The organism is Weissella sp. DD23 (genome assembly GCF_001579105.1).
GTDB classification, from domain to species: Bacteria; Bacillota; Bacilli; order Lactobacillales; family Lactobacillaceae; genus Weissella; species Weissella cibaria.
Genome location: NZ_KQ970393.1, coordinates 211,000 through 211,918, shown reverse-complemented (window position 1 = coordinate 211,918; position 919 = coordinate 211,000). Strand labels below are relative to the sequence as shown.

The 919-nt window shown below is 45.0% G+C and carries 2 protein-coding genes; both read left to right on the top strand.

What is annotated here, in order from left to right; translation table 11 throughout:
• Positions 1 to 597: amino acid kinase family protein (locus WEIDD23_RS07035; RefSeq protein ID WP_062358867.1), on the top strand; the 597-nt coding region annotated here is incomplete at its 5' end.
• Positions 594 to 919, top strand: a 326-nt coding sequence (locus WEIDD23_RS14670) for an aminotransferase class III-fold pyridoxal phosphate-dependent enzyme (protein WP_242865460.1), incomplete at its 3' end; no start/stop codon positions are given. The genes WEIDD23_RS07035 and WEIDD23_RS14670, both read left to right, overlap by 4 nt.

Below are 919 nucleotides of genomic sequence, written 5' to 3'. Positions count from 1 at the left end.
CCGATGGTTGATGACGCATTGGCGCACGCAAAATTACCAGTTAAAAAAGTAGCCGGCTTACGCTACACCGATGAGGCAACATTAAAGGTCATGGTGAACGTTGTGCAAACACAGGTTTGGCCAATGCTACACCATGTCTTGGGACAAGCGCATTTAAGCCCAACTCGGTTAACCGATGGTGTTGTTGCAAAGATAAAGGACGCCGGAAAATTTGGGGCAGTTGGTGAAATCGACAGCATTACGACGACACTAATGGCGGGTCAGTTATATGTGATTGGACCACTGGTATCATCGGCTCAAGGCGAGTTACTGAATGTGAATGCCGACGAAATTGCATTAGCGTTTGCACGCCATTTCAAGGCGGACACGTTGTATTTTCTGACGGATGTGGCTGGCGTACTTGATCAAAATCAGCAAGTTATGTCCAAACTTTCACCTAAAGTGGCAGCGACATTAATGTCACAAGAAGTGGTGACTGGGGGAATGTTTATTAAATTACAGGCCGCATTTATGGCGATGCAGTTAGGGGTGCAAAAGATTCAAATGGGCCGTGATTTTCAAGTGGGTACAAAATTAGTATTGGGGGACCAAGAATGAGTCATTTATTTGAAACCTATGCCCGTTCAGATATTGAACTGGTTGATGGGCATGATGCTTATGTCGTTGATGAGCTAGGGAATGAGTATTTAGATTTTGGGGCCGGCATCGGTGTAATGAATCTTGGTTATCATCCAAGGACAGTGCAAGCAGCAGTTGAAAAGCAAATTAAAGGCATTTGGCATACGTCAAATTTGTATAAAAGTACCCTGCAAGAACGGGTCGCGGGGTTGTTAACACAAGGAACAGATCGGCTAGTGTTTTTTGCTAATTCAGGGGCCGAGGCAAACGAAGCCGCTTTAAAATTGGCACGTCGTTATAC